This window comes from Pseudoalteromonas ostreae (assembly GCF_018069805.1).
Lineage (GTDB): Bacteria > Pseudomonadota > Gammaproteobacteria > Enterobacterales > Alteromonadaceae > Pseudoalteromonas > Pseudoalteromonas ostreae.
Genome location: NZ_JAGPYN010000012.1, coordinates 94500 through 115940, shown reverse-complemented (window position 1 = coordinate 115940; position 21441 = coordinate 94500). Strand labels below are relative to the sequence as shown.

At 38.0% G+C, this 21441-nt stretch carries 17 protein-coding genes; 5 read left to right on the top strand and 12 right to left on the bottom strand.

The features are described from left to right. Positions 1 to 15 precede the first annotated feature (15 nt). From tssC to tagH, 10 genes are all read right to left on the bottom strand, one after another. The gene (tssC, locus tag J7338_RS11485) at positions 16 to 1506 is read right to left on the bottom strand and encodes a type VI secretion system contractile sheath large subunit (protein WP_210797187.1); all 1491 of its coding nucleotides are present in this window, start codon (positions 1504 to 1506) and stop codon (positions 16 to 18) included. After that, complete coding sequence (gene tssB / locus J7338_RS11480) at positions 1503 to 2006, bottom strand: type VI secretion system contractile sheath small subunit (RefSeq protein WP_210797186.1); 504 nt, start codon at positions 2004 to 2006, stop codon at positions 1503 to 1505. Before tssB ends, tssC begins: the two co-directional genes overlap by 4 nt. Before the next feature lie 16 nt (positions 2007 to 2022). Continuing rightward, positions 2023 to 3132: a type VI secretion system protein TssA gene (gene tssA, locus J7338_RS11475; RefSeq protein WP_210797185.1), complete on the bottom strand. Its 1110-nt coding sequence runs from the start codon at positions 3130 to 3132 to the stop codon at positions 2023 to 2025. Positions 3133 to 3330: 198 nt separating this feature from the next. Continuing rightward, positions 3331 to 4125, bottom strand: a complete 795-nt coding sequence (locus J7338_RS11470) for a PP2C family protein-serine/threonine phosphatase (protein WP_415837800.1) — start codon at positions 4123 to 4125, stop codon at positions 3331 to 3333. After that, positions 4118 to 4849 (bottom strand): type VI secretion system-associated protein TagF, encoded by a 732-nt coding sequence (tagF, locus tag J7338_RS11465; protein WP_210797184.1) that lies wholly within the window; start codon positions 4847 to 4849, stop codon positions 4118 to 4120. Before tagF ends, J7338_RS11470 begins: the two co-directional genes overlap by 8 nt. Continuing rightward, positions 4831 to 8331, bottom strand: a complete 3501-nt coding sequence (tssM, locus tag J7338_RS11460) for a type VI secretion system membrane subunit TssM (RefSeq protein WP_210797183.1) — start codon at positions 8329 to 8331, stop codon at positions 4831 to 4833. The genes tagF and tssM overlap by 19 nt, the downstream gene beginning before the upstream one ends. Positions 8332 to 8341: 10 nt before the next feature. Further along, entirely contained in the window at positions 8342 to 9622 is a 1281-nt protein-coding gene (tssL, locus tag J7338_RS11455; protein ID WP_210797182.1) for a type VI secretion system protein TssL, long form, read from the bottom strand. 21 nt (positions 9623 to 9643) lie between these two features. Next, positions 9644 to 10972, bottom strand: coding sequence for a type VI secretion system baseplate subunit TssK (gene tssK / locus J7338_RS11450; protein WP_210797181.1), 1329 nt, complete (start codon positions 10970 to 10972; stop codon positions 9644 to 9646). 12 nt (positions 10973 to 10984) lie between these two features. Then, the gene (gene tssJ / locus J7338_RS11445; RefSeq protein WP_169021084.1) at positions 10985 to 11449 is read right to left on the bottom strand and encodes a type VI secretion system lipoprotein TssJ; all 465 of its coding nucleotides are present in this window, start codon (positions 11447 to 11449) and stop codon (positions 10985 to 10987) included. 15 nt (positions 11450 to 11464) lie between these two features. Beyond that, positions 11465 to 12784 carry a type VI secretion system-associated FHA domain protein TagH gene (tagH, locus tag J7338_RS11440; RefSeq protein ID WP_210797229.1) on the bottom strand — a complete coding sequence of 440 codons (1320 nt, stop codon included), beginning with the start codon at positions 12782 to 12784 and terminating at the stop codon, positions 11465 to 11467. 397 nt (positions 12785 to 13181) lie between these two features. Between tagH and J7338_RS11435 the strand changes: the two genes are divergently transcribed. Both J7338_RS11435 and J7338_RS11430 read left to right on the top strand, forming a co-directional pair. Continuing rightward, positions 13182 to 15152 (top strand): serine/threonine-protein kinase, encoded by a 1971-nt coding sequence (locus tag J7338_RS11435; RefSeq protein ID WP_210797180.1) that lies wholly within the window; start codon positions 13182 to 13184, stop codon positions 15150 to 15152. 240 nt (positions 15153 to 15392) lie between these two features. Continuing rightward, the gene (locus tag J7338_RS11430) at positions 15393 to 15737 is read left to right on the top strand and encodes a PEGA domain-containing protein (protein ID WP_210797179.1); all 345 of its coding nucleotides are present in this window, start codon (positions 15393 to 15395) and stop codon (positions 15735 to 15737) included. A 304-nt stretch (positions 15738 to 16041) separates the two neighbouring features. Here J7338_RS11430 and J7338_RS11425 read toward each other — a convergent pair whose 3' ends face one another. Both J7338_RS11425 and J7338_RS11420 read right to left on the bottom strand, forming a co-directional pair. Beyond that, the gene (locus tag J7338_RS11425; RefSeq protein ID WP_210797178.1) at positions 16042 to 18162 is read right to left on the bottom strand and encodes a methyl-accepting chemotaxis protein; all 2121 of its coding nucleotides are present in this window, start codon (positions 18160 to 18162) and stop codon (positions 16042 to 16044) included. A gap of 242 nt (positions 18163 to 18404) precedes the next feature. Then, complete coding sequence (locus J7338_RS11420; protein ID WP_210797177.1) at positions 18405 to 18833, bottom strand: organic hydroperoxide resistance protein; 429 nt, start codon at positions 18831 to 18833, stop codon at positions 18405 to 18407. 124 nt (positions 18834 to 18957) lie between these two features. On the opposite strand from J7338_RS11420, the gene J7338_RS11415 reads away from it, so the two are divergent. The 3 genes from J7338_RS11415 (at position 18958) to J7338_RS11405 (ending at position 21336) form a co-directional block, all read left to right on the top strand. After that, positions 18958 to 19389: a MarR family winged helix-turn-helix transcriptional regulator gene (locus J7338_RS11415; protein ID WP_210797176.1), complete on the top strand. Its 432-nt coding sequence runs from the start codon at positions 18958 to 18960 to the stop codon at positions 19387 to 19389. A 104-nt stretch (positions 19390 to 19493) separates the two neighbouring features. Further along, positions 19494 to 20504, top strand: coding sequence for a zinc-binding alcohol dehydrogenase family protein (locus J7338_RS11410; protein ID WP_210797175.1), 1011 nt, complete (start codon positions 19494 to 19496; stop codon positions 20502 to 20504). Positions 20505 to 20688: 184 nt separating this feature from the next. Continuing rightward, positions 20689 to 21336 carry a hypothetical protein gene (locus J7338_RS11405; RefSeq protein WP_210797174.1) on the top strand — a complete coding sequence of 216 codons (648 nt, stop codon included), beginning with the start codon at positions 20689 to 20691 and terminating at the stop codon, positions 21334 to 21336. Positions 21337 to 21441 lie beyond the last annotated feature (105 nt).

The window sequence follows — 21441 nt, the reverse complement described above, 5'->3', positions numbered from 1 at the left end:
CTAGAGATCGGATAATTAACCGATCTCAGGAATTTTAGCTACTAAACGTAAAGAAGAGGTTAATTCTTCCATTTGTAGCCAAGGTCGTAACCACGCAACTGCATTATAAACACCTGGTTGACCTGATATTTCTTTAACAGATACTTTAGCATCCGCTAACGGATAACGTGCTCTGATGTCTTGACCACCACCCTCGGTTGCATTCACATATGATAAAATCCAGCGATTTAACCAAGATTCAACATCCTCAGCTTCCATAAAACTACCGATTTTGTCCCGCGCCATTACTTTTAGGTAATGTGCAAAACGCGAGGTTGCCATAAGGTAAGGTAAACGTGCAGATATAGCAGCATTGGCTGTAGCATCTGGGGTCGAATAAAGCTGTGGTTTTTGACAACTTTGACCACCAAAGAAAACCGCATAATCAGTATTTTTGTAATGACAAAGCGGTAAGAAACCTAGCTTACTAAGCTCAGCTTCACGTCGATCGGTAATACCAATTTCGGTAGGACATTTAAGATCAGGGTCGCCATCATCGCTGGTGAAAATATGCGTAGGTAAGCCTTCAACTTTACCACCACCTTCAGCACCGCGAATTGCTGTACAAAAACCATATTGAGAGAATGCTTTAGCCATATTTGTAGCCATTGCATACGCAGCATTACTCCAACAGTAGTCATTATTATCAGCGCTTAAAGAGCGGCCGTCTTTATGTTCAACATCAAACTCTTCAAAGTTGAACTCTTCAACTGGTTTAGAAGCTGCACCATATGGCAAGCGAGATAAGAAGCGAGGCATAGTAAGAGATACAAAGCGTGAATCATCACTATCTCTAAATGAACGCCACTTGGTGTACTCTAATGATTCGAATACTTTTTCTAGGTCACGAGGTTTAGTAAGCTCTTCCCAGTTATCAAACCCGAATAACGAAGGAGACGACGCAGAAATGAATGGGCAAAAACCAGCAGCAGCAACATTAGACATTAAACTTAAAGTTTCAACATCTTCAGGATGATTTGTAAACTCAAAATCGCCGACAATCGTGCCATATGGTTCGCCGCCAGGCGTGCCGAATTCAGCTTCATAAATCTTCTTAAACGTTTGGCTTTGATCAAATTCAACTGCTTTACTTAAGTCTTTATGAAGTTCTTTTTTCTTCATATTAAGCACGCGAATTTTCAACGTTGAACTCGTTTCAGAGTTCATTACCAAGTGGTGTAGACCACGCCATGAACCTTCAAGTTTCTGAAACTCCTCGCTGTGCATTACCAAACTCAGTTGCTTTGATATTTTTTGATCAATTAGCTGAATTGCTTCATTGAATGTCACAGTCATGTTTTTATTCCATTGAACTGTTCCTTTCATTGCTTCTTCAGTTAAAGTTCTCAGTAACTCTTGTGCACGGCTCGCATCTGTTTGCTTGGTAGCACCAATAGCTTGTTCTAATAACGAAGAAGTTACTTCTGAAGTTGACTCTAACTCAGTACTTAATTGTTCTGTACTCATTTTTCAGTCTCCTCTAATTTTAGTTCCTTAGCAATTGAATCTAAACTTGCTGTGTTACTTAAAACTTCTTCAAGAACATTTTCAAGTTCTTCTGAGCGATCAATTTTAGTCATGAGATCGCGTAATTTATTACGCGTTTCCATTAATTTACGCAGCGGCTCCACTTGATTTACAACGGCTGCAGGCTCAAAGTCATCAATCGATTTAAAGTTCAAGTTAACTTCAAATTGAGTACCATCATCATTAAGCGTATTATCTACTTTTAATTTTAAAGATGGGCTCATACGCTTTAAAACATCATTAAAGTTTTCGCGATCTATTTGAATAAATCGTCTATCTTTTAGTGGTTTTATTGCATCAGTATTATCACCTGAAAAGTCACCCATAACTCCGACTACAAACGGTAATTCTTTCTTTACCGCAAGACCTTCGGTTTCCACATCATAAGTGATGTGCACTCGAGGCTTACGTACTCGCTTTAATTTATCGTGGATACTCATTGAGAACTCCTTTTACTTATGTTTCAGTTTCGCTGATCTTAATGCCAGACAACTTAAAGTATCCAGTCCTAGCATCACTATCTGTAATTAATTCATTTAATAATTCAGGTAGCGACAATTCGCTCCATCGAATTACCTGCTCTATGGTGTAAGACATAGGTGAGTGTGGTTCTGTTTTTCGAAAATAAGAGGCTATCTCTTTCAGTTTCTCAATGGCATTTTCTCTAGAATTAATTTCTAGATTGTGTACCTTACTCACTTGTGTGCAAGTAATCTCACCATCCTCTAACACCACTTCTTGTACTTGTTGTGCTAAGTCTTGCGCTTTTTGGGCGGCTGCGAGTTTATCAGCTGCAATGTGATTCACAGCGGCTAAACTCTCTTCCAATGCTTGTTTAATATTAGAAGTCGGTTGTGGCTGAGCTGTAACGCGATCTAGTACGTCACTTAATATTGCAAATTGCTCAATTGCAGTCGTTATATCATTTCTCAAGTTAACAAAAAATTCAGTGCTCGTTTCTGCTGCGCTTTTTTCGATGAGCTCAAAGTCGACAGCACCCTGCGTTAACTTTTTGTCTCTTTTCTCTTCACTCAACCTAGATATGTCATAGCCTTGTTGATATTCCCAAAAAGAAAATGAATCGAGACTTACACTTTCTGTCAGCGCTATACTTTTAATCGGTATGATTAAGGTGCCTTCACCTGCGACACCATTTAAACCAACTAGCGCAGATACTTTGTCGGAAATTTCATCATCGGCGTCAAGAGCCGGAAATAAATATTCAAAATAATTATCGAGTAAGGTATGGGCAACTTGAAAGCCAAATGCTAATCCTTTGAAGCCATGTACGCGACACAATGCTTCAATAAACCATGCTAAATAGTCAATATCTTTGCTTTCTGTTTTTAAGGCTTTACTGGATTGCTCTAGCAACGGCAACCAGTCTCTAGCTAAAGTTGCAATGCCTTCTTCATCAACAAGGGCATTTCTTTCTGCCGCACGTAATTGGTTTCGTAAATCTTTTAATGCAAAATAAGTAGACGCAGGAGTGACATCTGAGCGCGGGTCAATACCTGCAACCTCAGTGTCTGAAATAGGGGAAACATATTCTTCAAAAACAAACATTCCATTGTCCTAATAATTGTCCATAAAAACCAAACAAAGTAAAGCGGATACCATATTACATTTTTTATTTAAAATTACAAGCATAGTTACTCTTTAGCTTGCCCCCATAAATAGAACAGCAAACCTATTTATTATGTCTAAGTCTATAAACTAATTTATTTTTTTTAGTATATAGCCATTAAAAATAAATCTAAATATTTACTTTGTAAATAATGGGATTGTAGCCTCATCCTGAACATTAAATGAATGAGATTTATAATTACTAAGCTCTTTATCGTATTTAACCAAAATACAAGTTACATTATCTTTCGCACCACGAACAAGAGATGAATGCATAAGTGCCATACCAGAGTCGATTATACTCGTTGGCTCTAATGAACGGCGAATATCATTATCAGATAATTCGCCAGTTAATCCATCTGAGCACAATAGAAAAATATCGCCTGATTTCACTTCATTTTGTACCATATCAACGTTAACGTCTTGTGTAACACCCACAGCACGAGTTATGACATTAGATAATGGATGGTCCTTAGCTTCTTCAACAGAAATAACCCCTTCATCGATCAGATCGTTGATTTGGCTATGATCCTTTGAAACTTGTTGCAGCTGACCATTGCGCAGCAAATAAGCTCGACTGTCACCCACCCAAAGCACATAATACTGCTCATTTTTAATAAACAAAACGGTCACTGTACTACCTGCAGTTTTGCTCCCTAAATATTGTGCACTGTATTCATTTAATTGGCGGTTCGCATTCTCAATAGCAACGACAATATGCGACACATTTAGCTCTTCAAAGGTCAATTCTTCAACTGTTCCTTTAATGGTATCGACGACGAGCTGACTTGCCACTTCTCCCGCTTCATGGCCCCCCATACCATCAGCAACAACCCAAAGACTATGACTGTTTATTTCGACATGGGCATCTTCATTTAGCTGCCTTACAACCCCGCGATGGGTAATCGCATAACTGCTACTCAAGTTACTCATCAGTCTTTTTTACCTGTGTATAATTCCATTCCCAGTGCTTCCATCTGCCATCTAACATTGCTGCAACTTGATTAATTGCTGGGAGTCCAGCCGTTACCAGCATCATAGGTTTTATATTGCACGAGCCATGAGTCCACCAAACACTATAATCACCATATTTCTTACACAAAGCAGCATGCATTACATCTTGTAAAACCGTCTCTGTCAGTTCATCACCTGAAAACTCAAATGCCTCGCCTGTTTTGTTTTTATCTGCGGTATTAAAATAACTCAGTGCTTTACGAGTGCCCTGAACTGCATTCAAGGTTTTCGCAACTTCTTTCCTCCAAGAGAAAAGATCAACTGAGTTATCAAGTACTTTCAACACAACATCTTCATAAGCTAATGAAAAAACGCCAGAGTTTAAAACATCAATAGGTGCATACTCTAGTGTGCTGGCTACGGTAAATGGATAATGACGCCCCACCGCATCCATACTTGGCATTAAAGTCCCCATGACTCCCTTATCACCAACAATATTCGCTGACAAAGCAAAATGCCAAACCGGGCCAGTTAAATAATTATCTTGCCACAGCTCCCCAAGCTGCTCTTTGCTTACAGCAATAGCAGCTTGTAGCCATTTTTCCCAATGTTCTGAGAACTCTTTGGATACACTATCTTGAACAAAGTCACCTAAACTAGGGACTTTACCCAAATAGCCAATATTTATAATCGGGTCGGACATGAAAACTTCTCTATACTCTTATTCCAAAATGGATGCCTAATTGACTTCGGTAATAGCTCTACTTTTGCGTTATTACCCATAAGCGCAAAGTGTAGTTTCAGATCTTTCCGTGTTTTACTTCGTTTGGCGCTTAGTTCATCAAGCATACGATATAACGACCATTCACCTTGGTAAGTGGTATTTATTGAGCGTCCGCCACTCGGTGGAGTAAATACAACGCGTGTTTTACTTTGTCCTGTGGCTCCAGGCCAAACAAAATTACTCACTTTTAATGGCCCGTGTCTATAGGTCATTGATTGACCATCAATCTCAAGCATAAAACTCGAGATTGTTTGATCTAATTCTAAAGGTTTCAAGCCGAACTCAATCCTTGGTGTGCTGCTACCACCATCAAAAAATGCGAGCTGTATTTGATTCGCAAGTTCAAACATTGCCAAAGTATCTCGGCTGATACCAATGTCTTTTTCAAACTTCCATGGTCGTGAGTTCATGTCAACACTAGGTGCAACATAGCTATTAAAGAAACTATCAATCGTACCGCTAGGTCCAAAAAATCGAGTAAAGTCTTTTAAATTCACTTCTTTATCTGCATTAGGTGAAAACGGGTAGCGTCCAACAATGGCTGCATTGTATTCTCGTAATACTTTGCTTTTCCAAATCTCATTTAAGTGTCTATTGGCGCTATTTTTAGTAATGTTACTGGTATCTCGGCTAATATCTAACAGCCAGCTATTAAAAGGATAAGGTAAATCACGGCTTTGAAACTCTAATTGGCGGATAAAGCTAGGCTTACTTTTACCGCTGATTTGATCTTTGATGGAAGACTTTAACTGATCGCCTCGATCAAGTTTGGTCAAATAAACATTCAGCTCCCTGAGATTCTTTTGCATATTATCTAACTGCTGAGCGTCTATTTTAAGTACATCCTCAAATGCCTCTTCAACTTGATACCCTGGTAGCTTGATATCAAATTTTGGCGCTTCGTCAGGCAAGAACCGTTTGATTCTATTCGCTTTAGTTTGCATCGCAATTTCAGCAGCATTAGCCGCAACTTTCCCAGCAGCTTTTTGATTTTCAGAGACTGGTAATTGAGTTAATTGAACATTTTTCTGCACCGCTAAAATGATGTTTTTGATCGGGGCTTCTGAACCTGCTAACACATCTGTAATATTGACCCCTTCAGCAGGAGAACTATATTGGTTTAAATTTAGGTCATCTAGGAATGACTGCCAATAATAGATATAATCCTGAAAATAACGCTGCTCTAATTTCTTTTCTATTTCATCTTTAGAAATATCATACGTTCCAGACGCTTCTTCTCCATAAACCCAGCTACTCGCCATTAGGTTTCCTAGCATCTTACTCTTTTCGATATTAAAAATGCCGTGGAAGCCATTGAATGTGTATAAACCAGGAATACTACGAGTTAGCTCACTGTTATTGCGAAATGAAAACTTTTGGGCACTTTCAAAGCTAATAATATCCGTCAGCCTAAATGGTGGAATACTACTATCGAGAAAGTCAGCTTGAAGTCTTTGATATGCCCGCTCAGCAATAGGTAATTTAGTAAGCTCTGCACGTGCAATTTTAACTGCTTGGTTATCAACTTCTTCATAGGCAACACCTTTTTCAAGTAATGCCGCTATATGGTCCATTAAATCAAGTCGAGTTTGTGTATTTTTCTCACCTGAGAAGCTACGCTCTAAGTATGCATTAAACCATACGATTATATCTTCATGCTCAAAATACTCGGGTTGAAACAACATTAAATAACACTTCAATGTTTCGTACAAATAACTCAAGTGCTCAGGGTGAGTTTCCATTTCCTTCGTTAAGGTATTAAGCATAAAAGGCGCCAAGAACGTTTGTAATGCTCTGTCGTAGGCATCGTTCGACGACTGTTTAATTTCATTTAATTTATTAAACCCAACTGATGACGAGTCTTGCTCATTATTAAAAGCATCACTACGCGCAGGAAGTGCTCGTAGTGAATTAAGCCTGTCATTGAGTACCAGTACATTGCTGCGATCAAAGGATGCCGCATCTATTTCTTGATATGACTCAATTGCATCTTCAGTGACCGTGATTAGGTTATTATTCCATGCATAACTAAAATACCATGATGCTGAAAAACCAACCACACAAGCACAAGCCAAAGAGATACTTGCTATACGTAACCATTTGTTTTGCTTATCATGGTGTTTGTTGGTACTTGCTAAATTTTGCTCAGGAAAGATGACTTTTTCTAATACATTTTTGATGAAAAAGCTCTTAGATTGATTTATGTAGCTGCCGCTGGTGTTATTTGCATCACTTAAAAGGCTGGCCGGTGTTCCTTCTTGAGTCGCACTGGTTAAGTATACCCCCCTAAACATAGGTAGTTCTTCATACGCATTAGGGGTAAAAATTTCTTTCAAAAATGCATCACCAACACCTTGCAATACACGAAGCTGTCTTGGGAATTCGAAAATTTTCGCTCTGATTTCTTCATTGCGCTCATTAATCAAACGGCGATTTAGCAGCTCAGTTAACTTAGCTATAAGTGTATGAAACTCTTTATTAAAAGCATCAACTTGGGTGTTTTTATCTAAATCAAGTTCAAAAGTAACCCCCCAAACTTGCTCACACTCTTCTTCACTTAATTCGGCAAAAAACTCTCTAAAACCTTCGATTAAATCAACTTTTGAGAAAATAACATAGACAGGAAAAGTCATTCCTAGCTGATTTTGTAACTCTTGTAGACGTTGCTTGATTGCGCGCGCATGGAGGTTTCGCTCTGTTTTAGTTTGGCTCATTAACTCAGAAATACCCATACTGATCATTACACCGTTGATTGGTCGTAATGGGCGGTACTTGCGCAGTAAACCTAAAAAGCCTTCCCAGGCACGCGAGTCATGTTTTGCATGACTGCTTTGAGTGGTGTAACGTCCTGCCGTATCAATGAGTACCGCTTTGTTAGTAAACCACCAATCACAATTTCGAGTACCACCAACGCCATGAATCAAATCAACTCCAAGCTTATCTTTTAATGGATAGTCCAAGCCTGAATTGTTGATCACCGTTGTTTTTCCAGCTCCCGGTGGTCCGATCATAATGTACCAAGGTAATTGATAGATATTTTTTCCCTTAAAGAGTTTTACATCTTTAAGTAAATCAATCGCTTCACCCATTCTTGTTTTTAAGGTCGTAATTTCTTCATTTACTTCATTACTGTTTGAGTCATCACTATCGATTAACTCATTAGCCATTTTTTCATCTCGTTTACTTTGTCGAGTCAAACGGTATATTTTCGTGATCGCAAAAATAAGAATAACCACTAAAATGGTAAATAATCTTGAGGCAACACTCGCCAGTGGTACATAACCAGCAATAGCAATCAAGGGGCCACCAAACCAAATGAGTAAGGACAGTGCGCTAAAGCCAATAATTAGGATTGCTGTACGCGATGTAAGTAAATATTTGAGTTTCTGTAAAAAGTTCATTCCAGCCCCATTAAAATAATAAATCAATTTCAATTCGTCGGTTCAATGACCGAGAAGCTGAATCTGAATTGCTAGCGATTGGTTCGGCAGCACCTTTACCTTCAGGCCACAAGCGGCCGCTAAGGTTAGTGCTTTTAGCCATAGAATTAGCAACTTGAGTTGCTCTAGCTAAAGATAGATGCCAATTAGAGGGATATTTATCCGTGCGAATAGGCGTGTCATCTGTATGGCCTGTAATTAAAATTCGCCCCTTTGTACCTTCTAAACTCAGTGCTAGTTTTTCAAGTATTGGCTGAAATGATGGTAATAATTTTGAATCACCTTGGTTAAACAAACTTTCACTATTGATAGTGATCCGAATGCGATCATTGCTCTTCTCGACAGAGACAATCCCCATCTGAATCTCAGTCTGTAAAAGTTGCTCTAACACTTGTAGTTGCTGATCTTTCTTATCAACACTCTGCGTTTGCGCTAATGGATGGATCACCGCCAGCTTCTCATTCACCAATACAACCTGGTCATTAAGTTTCATATTGATAAACAGATACACAATTAATAATGCTAAACCTAAAACTGAAAAAATAACCCAAAGAGGTACTTGGCTTCTAAGTTCAACGCCTGCTGCAACTCTTTCTTTCCAAGTAGGTGATAACTTGTTGCTAATAGGCCCATCTAGCTGATTTAACAGGTGATAAATACGAGAACGGTATTCTTCAACTTTATTATCGCCAACACTATCAACCCGATATTTGCCCTTGAAACCTAAATTTAAGCAGTGATACTGTAATTCTAAAAATGCTTTATGTTGCTCTGGTTGCCCAAGTGCATTATCTAATAAGGTATAAAAATACTCACCACCAAAGGTTTCTTTATGGAAGGTTGATAGCAAGCTCTCATCAGCCCATTCCATCGAACTCCACTTAGAGTTTAAAACTGATTCATCCAAAATTGCACATAAACAATAGCGTGAATTTTCAATTACTTCTTTGGGAAGCACCTGGTTTCTAACTTCAACCTCAAAACGCTTAATCGCTTCAACACAGCGATGCTTCAAAGCGGCTAAATTAGTCATTTCTTTAGCTTGGTTGATCGATATAACCAGTGAAAAGCAATCGGTAGCAGCTTCTAGTAATGGGTTTTTGAAAATAGAAACTTTCGCATTACTAGAAACAGCATTTGATATAGGCTCAATAGACATAACTGTCTTTTCAGGATCAGTTGCTGTTTTTGAGTTATTTGATGTGTCACGCCCTAGTCTGCCAGGGCGTGGTTTGATAATGGTTTCATCCATTGAAACTCTTCCTTTTAACAGTTAAGTTCGTATAGCCCAAAGGCTTAATTGTAACTCTGGGTAGCTACCAGATAAGTGAATAGCGATGCCACCACTTGTGCGAAGCTTATCCCAATGCTGACCATGCTTGTTCAATTCAAAGTAATGAAAACCTGCATGGTACGGAATTTGCCTTGGTGCTGTAGGTAAACTGCTTATTGTTATACCTGGTATCTGGTTATTAACTAGATCACGAATAGTTTCAACGCTACCGATTTTAACCTGAGAAGGTAAAACTTGACGTAATTCCTCATGGGGCACACTCGCTTTAATAGCGAGAATAAACTGCCCAGAATCAAGGATCGTTTTATCTTTTAATGCACCAAAGGAAATACCAAATTTACTTTGCTCAAGCTTAATTTCTGTTGCGGTTTGCTCAATCACATGACTTAAAGATTGATATAAGAAGTTAACGATTTCACCAAATACGGCCCCTAAATTGTCATGCTCATACTTAGGCAGTTTAGGAACTCGTTTATTAGCAGTACTGAATGTTGCCAGTTCACCCGACAGTTCAATTAAACGAGTATATAAAATATTAGGATGTAAATTATTAACCATTAACAGACTATCAAATACCGCGTCATATTTATTGAGTGTTTGCAGCATTATAAAATCAGCAACCGAAGTGCTGCCCGCATAACCTTGACATAAACGCACAGCAATACTCTCTGAACGCTGTTTGATCATGGAGCCTATCTCTCTAACTAACCCTAGCAGAGGCTTACATTGCGCAACTTTCAACGAGGCAGGAATAAACTTACTATCAAGCTTGATCCTACCCTCAGTACTGACTTCTGTAATCTTAGCCAAAGGTAAAAGTATAAATCCAGCGTGATCATCTGACCCTAACACCAGTTTGCTATAAATCTTTGCAACCTGAATAGTCTCTTGTGATTGCGGGCCTAATGAATCATCATTTACCGCTAAATCAGTGAGCTTATAACGCGTAACTAAGTTTTCGTCGGCCGCTGAGATATTAATACCACTGGCTTTAAGCGCTGGAATTGCCAAATAAACAATTTCATTATAGGTGTCCTTGTTAACAACCAGAGGCTCAGGTAATGACGTTGACCTTGGCATATCAATTGGCAGTAAGTCAGGAGTAATTGCCGACAAAAAGTCAATTGCAAACTGCCCAGTATTTAACAGCTCAGTGTCAATATCTAACTCTAGAACTCCCCAAGGATCAGCTAAATTACCATTGCACACTTGTTTGATTAAATGTGAAAAATGTTTATCTGATTGTTGAAAGTGTTGTGGCCTTAAGAACATCCCTTCAGTCCAAGCAACACGAGTGGTATCACTCATTTTATATCCTTATTAATGCTCTCTCATGTATGTTGCAATTGATTCAACATTTACATCGATATCGTCATAGCCAGTAGGATCGACTTCTATCACCGCTCTCCATCTGGCTTGATCTATATTCCTATACGCTACCACGACTCCTACAAAGCGAGTATTACGATTAAGACTCATCTCATACTTTTGTACTGAACCTGGTTGTAATTCTAACTCATCTTTTTTAAGTAAATCAGGGCCTAATAACTTTTCAGGCGACTCATATAAACTAAAAAAGTCTTGCGTATCAAATATAGTTCTTGAACTAAGCTCAAAAATTTTCATTACAACTGGAGACGGTCGCTCAGAAGTATCAGGATTTACGTTTTCTGATACATTAATGATTAATTCTGTTGATGGTGGGACAAACTTATTCATTGTTGAACAACCCATGATCAAAAATAGTAAACTAAAACTCAGTAAGTAGAGCTTAATGTTACGCATCATTTACTTTCCTTTTTAAAAAGTTTCTTGAATTTTATCATTGTATGCTTTGAGGAAATCATCTGATAATGCCATCGCACCTTTAGCATTAACGTCACGTGATAACTCGTCATGCAGATTTTGATACAATTTCCAGCTTTTCGATTCAGATTGGCCAGGAATTATTTTCAAAATATTAGCGTGATTATTCACTTGCTGATTTATGTGAGAAGGTGAAACCTGCTCTAATATTCCTTTCAATACACCATCAGCTCCTGCTAATAAAGCATGTTCATGTCTGCGAGTGTCGATGAAGCTTTCTTTAATCGATTCCCGAGAAGATAGAAAGCTTGCACTATTGATTATGAATAAGTTCTGAATAACATCATCTATATTTGCCGAAAACTTAATTGGGTTATTCTGCTGGGTTTGAAACATAGTTTGATTTACACGTAATTGGTTTTTCACCAATGCTCTTTGGCGTAACGATTCCATCAACTCTGTCAAAAGAAGGTTTAGCCCTTGGCCCATTTCAAACCATAGCTTTTCAGTCGTTAAAGCATTTTGCAATTCTGGTTTAACGCCGAGTCCTTTTAAAAAAGCTCCTGTTAATCCTGCGCTATTTGCTATTGATTTGGTTTCTACCGTAGGTTGTACTGTAGGAGCCAAGACATGAGCTTCCTTTGCTACTTCTGGCTGTGTATTTACAGCTGCGGGAACTTCGATTTTAGGCTCAGCTATATTAGCCGTCGCATGACTAGATATTGCATGTTGATTGCTAATATTAACCATTTCAGGGTTCAGCAAATGTGCGATCTCATCCCAATTTTCTGGGATATGACTCTGCGATTGCGAATCTACAGCTTGAGTCATAGAAGCTTCTGGCATTGGTTCATTCATAATTGAGTCATTATAAAAATGCTCAGAATTTGAATTATTGCCATTAGAATCAAAATATTGAGATTGAGCAGCTGCGTTGTTTGCTTTTGCAGTGGTTACTGAACTAAACTCATCGATAACAGGAGTAACTGACTTCGCTGCTGCGATTTTCACTTCAATTTGAAAATCACCTACCGTTAAAATATCACTATCAGATAACTTTTGTTTATTACCTTGACCAATAGCTGAAACACTGTAATTTGAATAAATACCATTTGTAGAAGTATCAATCACAGTAAATGAATCACCGTCCCGCTCGATACGACCATGCTTACTGGAAATGATTTTTTCAGGATCAGGTAGATGCCAATCACATGCTTCTGAACGACCGAATATAAGTGAGTCTTTTACTATTTTAGATGCTTCAATTTCAGGCGAGAGTCGATGATAACTAGTAATGTTTAGTATCAGTTCCATTTGACGTGTTAATCCCATATTCTACATTTTCATTAGGATAAATTAGAAGAGAAACTATTGTCAACATTGAAATTAATATATAGGACTATTTAGGGGTCAGTCAATACTGCAAAAAACATTAATGATATAGTCTTATTTTTTGTTTATTTTAATTCTTAAAGCCAACAATTTTAAGTGTGTATGCCCCTATTTGAAATCAATAAAACCTCCCTACTACTCTGTTTTTAATGCATATGAAATTCAAAATAACATCTAATTACCAAAAGTACTGCAATAGAGGCATTGCTTATAGCGCTAATTTTTGTAAAAATAGCGAGCTAATCAAAGGGAATATTGATAAAAATTACAAAAAGCTACCTTTGCAATTATTTAACTATATACAATAAAAGGATTTATAATGAGCGGTATCAATAACTCAAATGATAAAACTCAAATCGCTTCGCTGGATTCTAGTGTTAGCTCTTCCCAACCAAAAAGTAAACTCAATTTAATTGGTAAAAAAATATCTGGACGATATTTAGTTGAGGAACTCATTGGTCAAGGAGGCATGTGCTACATTTTCAGAGCTAGGGATCTATTTCTAGAAAGTCCTGCCAGTCCAGAAGTACACGTTGCGCTCAAAGTATTACTCGAAGAGTTTAGTCAATCTGAAGAAGCTATAACATTGCTTAAAGATGAAACGACTAAAACTCAACAACTTTCGCATCCTAATATTGTCAAAGTATTTTCAGCCAGTTCTGATAATGATTTGCATTATGTGACGATGGAACTCGTTGATGGCGAAACATTAGAACAAATAATAAAGCGTAATAAACCTTCGGGAATGCATTTTAAAAAAGCAAATATCATCCTGCAACAACTTGCCGATGCACTGATTTATGCCCATTCACGAAACGTTATTCATAATGATTTAAAACCTTCTAACATTATTTTTGATTCAAATGGGCGTTTGAAAGTTCTCGACTTTGGTATTGCTAAACATAAAACAATCGAAGACGCATATGCTTTTAACAATAGTAAGAATGTCGCAGCAGTAGGCGGTTACACACCAACCTATGCAAGCCCTGAACAACTTCAAGGAGCTGATGCATCTGTAAAAGATGATATATTTTCATATGCATGTATTGCATATGAGCTGTTGAGCAGCAAACACCCATATGATCGTGTTGCAGCAGATAAACTACCAAAAGGGACTACAGCTAAACGCCCTAGTAATTGCCCACTATGGCTTTGGGGTAATTTACAAAACGCGATGTCGCTTGATGCAACAAAACGACTAGGATCATTACAGGCTATATCAACCAAACTTACAAGTAATTTCAAACCAGCTATTGCCGCGAGTGTATGTGTTATTGCCGTTGCTGTTTTTATTAGCCAATTTTATGCCTCAAATTCTACCCAACTAAAACAGTTAGAAGCAAAACTTGAAAATGCCAATGCAATTAACCAACAAGTTGAAACTTGGATGTCGTGGCATGGCTTTGAGGTATTGAATAAACTTACTGAAATACCTCCTCAATATGATGTGCTTAAACAGGGTCTATTAAGAGTCAATCAAGAGAGCATTTTACAAGACTTTAACGCCAAAGCTAATCAATTAAATAATCAGTCTGGCAAATTTAAGGATTTTGATGGCACAATTAACCTTTACTCTAATGCTTTGGAATACTATCCAGACTCTGAAAAGCTAACCGCTCAATTAGAAAGTATTTTAAGAGAGCGTCAATCAATAGTCTTTGATATAACATCAAGAATCAATTTGTTATTAGAGCAATCGCGTTATGATGAACTTGATAATAACAACATTATTAAATTGATTTATGATTTAAAAGATGTTGATAGTAGTTATGTGTACCAACCAAATGAGGTGCACATCAACAACTTCAAAACAGCCTTAGAGCAATCAATCGAACATGATAATGTTGTTGCTCAAAAAGTGTTATTAGATGTAGGAGAGTCTATCTTCACAGCTAAACAAAAATCAGAGTTGCAATTTGATGAGTTACTAAAAAGAAAGTCAGCTATAGACGTGCTTAGTCTTTATCAAAACAAATTAAATTTAGGTGAGCAAGCCACTTTTCCAACAAAAGATGCAATAACTTTTTATCAACCGAGATTTGATCATTACTTTGAAAGATTAGCCACGATCGATAATTATCAAGATTTGTTAGCCTTTGAAGAACTAGTTAATGCTGAGTCAACGATGTTACCTGAAGACTTTGCTCCTTTAGTAGCTATTAAAGAAGAATTATCCAAACGATATATCACAATGGCAAATAGTCTATTAAAACAAAAAATGTACAAGACAGCTGAAAAGCTAGTTGAACGAAGTGAGGAGATAACTCGTTTGCTTGACAGTTTGCTATAAAATAGTAGTCACTGATAGCAGCTGTTTAATATTATAAACCAGCCAAGGCTGTTATGTTTTCTACTATCATTAATAGCAATTTTATTAAAAATATGATTATTCTAGCGAGTTAAATAACTCTCTAATAGACCACTAATTCGATGTGATTAGTATAACAAGAGTCAAGGATAACTTGGTGGCTGTCTCACTTCCACTTAATCCTTAAGGGCTTTCAGCATTTTAAATTTATACGGAGTTTTTATGAAAAAGATAAGCACCTTAGCTGCAATATTATTACTAAGTGGTTGCTCAACGACTGCTACGGTTGATGAAACAGAGCAAGTATCTGAAGAAACCACAACGCAAGCGCAAACACCTGTCGAAGAAGTTGTTGAAGTAATTTCCTTAACTGTCGCAACTCAGCCCTCTGATGCACGCGTACGTATTATGAATATCAAACCAAAATATGAAAACGGTATTGAGTTAAAAGAAGGCAAATACGATGTTGAAGTTAGTAAACCTGGTTACACCACATATCGCGAATGGGTAGTAGTTGATAAGAGAACTATTTTAACTGTTGAATTAGATAAAGCTGCAGAAATTTAATTAATTAAGTTAACGCCTTTAAATATGTCAATTTACAGGCTATAAAATTGTGCAATAAAAGTCTTATTATCGAGTTTATCTAACAGCGCTCAAGGTGCTTGCCGATTTACTAACGCGATGATTTGATTATGTTCGTTATTTTCAAATTCAACTTATGTGGGTACGCAGGTATTTGAATAGTCCTAACGTCCCCCTTTTTTAACACTCATGCTTATCAAGTAAATGTTTAACCAATTAGCTCAACTAAATTAAAACGGTTAAACATTTACTTTGTTAATTAAAAAATCAATAACTTATAATAGCACTACGTTTTTAGCTTGTTTAATTCATCGTCTTGTTGTGCAACAAGCTGATTGAGCATTTGACTACCATCGCCGGCTTGAGTTGATAGATCTGCAAGTTGTGATGCAGCATCGGAGATCAGCGTTAAGTTACGATTAATTTCCTCGGTTACAGAGCTTTGCTCCTCAGCAGCCGTCGCTATTTGGGTGATCTGATTAGTGATCTCTTCCACCTTAATAACCACACTGTGCAAAGCATCAAAGGCAATGGTGGTTTCATCAACCGCAGTTTGTGCTCGCACAACCCCTTTTTCAATCACTGTTGAAGCATTACCCACTTCAAGCTGTAAATTATCAATTAAGCCACTAATATCATCTGTTGACGCGCGAGTTTTAGATGCCAAAGCACGCACTTCATCAGCGACTACAGCAAATCCACGGCCTTGCTCACCAGCGCGAGCGGCTTCAATCGCAGCATTAAGTGCAAGTAAATTAGTTTGCTCTGAAATAGTACGGATCACATCTAAAATTTGTGTAATATCGTTACTACGTGCTGCTACCTTGGCTACGGCTTGATTAGCTTGTTTTATTTCTTCAGACATCGTTTTCACTTGTGATACCGCAGACGATAAACTCGCTTCGCTGCTGACCACTAATGAATTGATTTCATCGGCTTGTTGCGCTGATTGCTCCGAAGCCCGAGCAACTTCAAGTGCGGTGGCACTCATTTCATTCATTGCTGTTACGACACTTTCTATTTCTTGAAACTGAGCTTGCACATTTTGCTTAGTATCAACGGCTACATGCGCGGCAATTTGCGCCTGCTCTTTCGTCTGCCCTGATACATCTTTAAGCTGTGCAATTAAATCTCGTAATTTTTCCAAAAATGCATTAAATCCAACAGCGAGCGCAATTAACTCTGCATGAGTGTCAACGGTTAACGTTTGTGTTAAATCTCCATCCGCGCTAGCTAAATTATCAACCCGTAGCTGAATTTGTTGCAGGGGTGCAACAATGCTTTTAACAACTAACGTCATAATAATAAAGGCAGCGCCAGCAATCACTAAGCCAGATATTAAAATTAGCCCACCAAGTGTATTGGCATTTTCTTGCATACTCGCGCTAAGCTGTTGCGGTCCTTGTAGAGCCAGCTCTGCTGGTACTTCAACTAATAAAGTCCACTTGCGGCCAGCAAGTTTGATATTTATTGGGTAATTAACTAAGTATTCATTTTCACTCTTTTGTACTCCAGTGAGTTCTTTCAAACTAGTATAATTTTTTAACACCGAAGCAGAGGCGGCTTCTTTAAGTGGACGGCCAAGCTTATCTTTGTAATGACTGCTACCCACAATTAAATCCATCGAACTTAATAAGGTAACTCGCGCCTGACCATTATATAATTCTTTTGATAACTGCTCGGTCATGGTTTGAAAAACTGGCAGTGTAATATCAACACCACTGAGGCCAATAAACTTCCCGTTACGAAGTATTGGCACCGTCAAAGAGGTCATCATTTCTGAATTACCGGGGGATATTTCGTACAGGTAGGGTTCCATAATACACGGTTTTGTAGTGTCTTTAGCACACAAGTACCACTCAGCTTCACGTTGACCAAATTCGTTTAAGGTCGTAACATACTTTTCTGTTGCATCTTCAACAACTTGTTGTTCAATTATACCTTCACGACTACGAGTAAAGTAAACCTCTAAGGAGCCTTGTCCTGCGACTGAATGATCATAGCCATGTTTATACTGTTGATCGTTACCATCAAAACCATTAGCTTCAAATTGCGAGTAGATTGAAGAAAGTATCGAATTACCTTCTATAATAGAGCGATTAAGCTGTACTACTGAGTCACGCGTTAAAGTATCTTTCGCTGATTCATTAGCAAGTATTGCAGCGAGTGAAAAAGGCACTCGATAAGCTTCGTTGATAAACCCTGCGATTTTTTCACCGTACACTGCAGCATTGCTGGTGAGCTTTTCTTCAACCTCAGTAACTATCAATTTTTCAGCTTGTGCTGATAACACTTGATTACTGCTTGATAATTGCCACCAAAGCACACTTGATAGCACTACAACGGTGATAAAAATACTACTTAAAGTAAGCCATAGTAACTTTTTCGCCAACGCTAATTGCCGCATTCCACTTATCCTTTAATTAAAACTACGTTTATATTCTAGTTCAATTATTCATAGGTTAATCTATTTCATTGAAAAAAAACTGTATTAATTGCAGGTTGAAAGTTAAATTCGGATTATCACAATTGCGGTTATTTGTTATAAATAGCCTCTAAAAAGATCATAGTTATAAAAAGTAATCACAAAAAAGGCGTATTTTATTTTAAATACGCCTTTAAATATAAATTATCTAAATTTACAATAAATTAGATAATCGATAATTCAATTGCGACATTACCACGGGTAGCATTTGAATATGGACAAACTTCATGTGCTTTAGCAACTAACGCTTCTGCGGTGTCTTTACCTACATCACCTACAAAAACAGCTAATTTTACCGCAATACCAAAACCACCTTCGATAGGACCAATCGATACTTCTGAATCAATGCGGGTATCTGCTGGGAGTTTTACTTTAGCTTGGCCTGCCACTAATTTTAATGCGCCAATAAAACAGGCTGCATAACCCGCTGCAAACAACTGCTCAGGGTTAGTGCCTTGGCCATCATCGCCGCCTAAACCTTTAGGTGTTGAAAGTGCCACATCTAAACGGCCATCGTTGGATCTTGCCGTGCCCTCGCGGCCCCCCGTTGCAGTTGCTTTAGCTGTGTACGCGACTTGCAGTAATTCTTTCATGATGTTTCCTTATTTAAGGTTGGGGCTAAACTTACTTTGCATGCAAAATAGTAGGCCAATTTATTGAATATTGCAAATACTTTGCACACAAACTAAAATGCAACATCACTATTTGAGAGTCATTATGAAATATCCACAACTAAAATTAGAGAATCAACTTTGTCATCGTCTGTATATGGCATCCAATTCTGTAGTACGCGCCTATCGAGATGCTCTCAACGAACTTGAACTGACCTATCCACAGTATGTGGTGATGATGGCGCTCTGGGAAGAAGATGAGATCAGTATTGCACAGCTGCTGGAAAAAACCGCAATTGATGGCGGCGCCATGACGCAAATTTTGAAAAAAATGACCGATAAAAGCTTATTAGCCGTGGTTAAAAATGAAACAGATAAACGTAAGCGAGTCGTAAAGTTACACAAACATGGCATACAGCTGCAACAACAAGCAGCGAACATCCCTGAGCAAATTCGTTGCCGTTTTCCATCTATTACGCAGCAAGAAGCCACACAACTAATTACTTTACTTGATAAACTCAATACTGACTTAAGTTAATTATCAAAAATTTTGAGAGAGATTCGTGCATACATACCCCACTCTTTTTCTATTATAAAACTGCGTTATAGTGGGTGCAGCAAAACAATTTAACGGAGCAACTCATGAAAGCCATTGGATACCAAACAGCAACCAAAACACTTAGCAATCATTCTTTCGAAGCCATCGAGTTACCTATTCCAACAGCATCCGGTCACGATTTATTGGTCGAAGTAAAAGCAATTTCAGTTAACCCTGTCGATGCGAAGATCCGCGCAAATGTTAGCCCTGAACAAGGTCACAAAGTCATTGGTTGGGACGCTGTTGGGATCGTAAAAGCTGTTGGTGATAAAGTAAGTTTATTTAATCTGGGCGACCGGGTTTATTATGCCGGTGATTTAACGCGCTCAGGCAGTAATGCTGAATTTCAACTAGTTGATGAACGTATTGTTGGCCGTGCGCCTACTACCTTGAACGACGCCCAAGCTGCTGCGTTACCGCTAACCAGTATTACAGCCTGGGAATTACTGTTTGATCGTTTGCAAATATCACGTTCTAACAATGCAAAACCAGCTTCATTACTAGTTATTGGTGCCGCAGGCGGTGTTGGCTCAATTTTAGTGCAGTTGGCTAAACAGCTAACCAACTTAACGGTGATAGGCACAGCATCACGCGTAGATAGTGTTAGCTGGTTAAATGGGCTAGGTGTTGATCAAGTGCTTGATCACTCACAAAGCTTAGATGCACAACGAACAGAGCATAACCTTGCTGAATTTGATTATGTCGTTAGTCTCACTCATACCGAGCAACATCTTGATGAAATTATTAAAGTGATTAAACCACAAGGTAAATTAGCTTTAATAGACGACCCAGCCAGCTTTGATATTTTAGCGCTCAAGCGCAAGAGTATCTCACTGCATTGGGAGTTTATGTACACCCGTTCAATGTTCCAAACTGACGATATGATAGCACAACATCAGTTACTTACTGAATTAGCAGAGCTAGTTGATAACGGCACCATTAAAACTACCTTAGGCCAACATTTAGGAAAAATTAATATAGAAAACCTACTCAAAGCGCACGCAATATTAGAGTCTCATCAATCACGCGGTAAGTTGGTACTTGAAGGGTTTTAAAGCGCTGTATATTACAATCTCGAATGTCCTAACTATAAGATTTAAAAAATACTTTAATTCTGAAAAGTTATCTGTTATTTTTGCTTGTACAGGTATTTTTTTAGGTACCAACAGTAGACTTTGGAATAAAGTATATTAATCAAATATGATGATTTCCTGCAAACTATAAAATTAAGGAAGAAGTATGAGCGAACGGAGTTACGCAACTAAATTATCACAATCTGATCCTTTAGGGTTTTACATAAAGCTAATAGGCTTAAGAACGCATGAAAAAGAATTACGTCAGATTGATAATATATATTATATTTTGACAGGTATTGTAGTTTATAAGCAACTTGATCATATTGCGCGCCAACAAGTGATGGCCGAAATCCGAAAAGTTCGTAGAGTTAACCCTAGGCTCCATGGTGCTCTTTTTGAAATTCCTCCACAAATCGTAGCTGATAAATACAAATTTAAATGGTCATTAAGTGATGTTGAATTAAAAGCACATTATGAAAGTAGTAATGGTGTTTCCTCTGCTTTAAGTTTTATTGGTTTAGATATGAGAACTTTTGTAGGATCAGCACCAATAATAGGTGGAATTCTACTAGAGATTTCTAAAAGTGGAATGAAAGCGGGGGGGAAAGCAGCATTCAATTCAATTTCAAACAGTAAATTAACAGCCGAGTTAGCCGGCCAAGCTAAAGTTAAAACAACAGCAGCAGCGAAGCTTGGGATGTTTGCAGCCTTAGTCACCGTGTTAGCAAGTGGGGTTCGTACAATGGCCTTAGTTGATGAAGAGAAAGCTTTAAATGAACTATATCTTAGAGGGATGATTGAGCCAAAATGATAGGGCTCATTATATTAGGCTTAGTTATATTAATCTATTATGGAAAAATTAAATTTACTAAGCCTACAAGCATCGCCTCTAAAAACGGAATAAATAAACTATTTA